A 255-nucleotide genomic window follows, 5' to 3' on the forward strand; every position below is an offset into this window, starting at 1 on the left:
CGGAGCGGGCCTTCGCCGTCGTCGAACACTGTAGCGTCGAGCTCGTTTGCCAGTGTGGCCAAGTGCACGTGAGTGCGTTTCCGGAAGGCGTCACCGAGGTGGCGCAGTACGGTCCGAATGTGCGGGCATTGGGCGTGCATCTGACCCAGGGGCAAATGTTGCCTTTTGCGCGCGCGGCCGAACTGATTCACGATATCTATGGCCTGTCGGTATCGCCCGGCACGCTGCTGGCATGGGTGGGAGAAGCGCGCGTCG

1 pseudogene is annotated in these 255 nt (G+C 63.9%); it reads left to right on the plus strand.

The features are described from left to right. Positions 1 to 68: 68 nt before the first annotated feature. Positions 69 to 255, plus strand: a pseudogene (locus CR103_RS21850) (IS66 family transposase); the annotation flags it as partial.

The sequence above is a fragment of the Massilia psychrophila genome, assembly GCF_002760665.1.
Taxonomy (GTDB): Bacteria; Pseudomonadota; Gammaproteobacteria; order Burkholderiales; family Burkholderiaceae_D; genus JAFCUW01.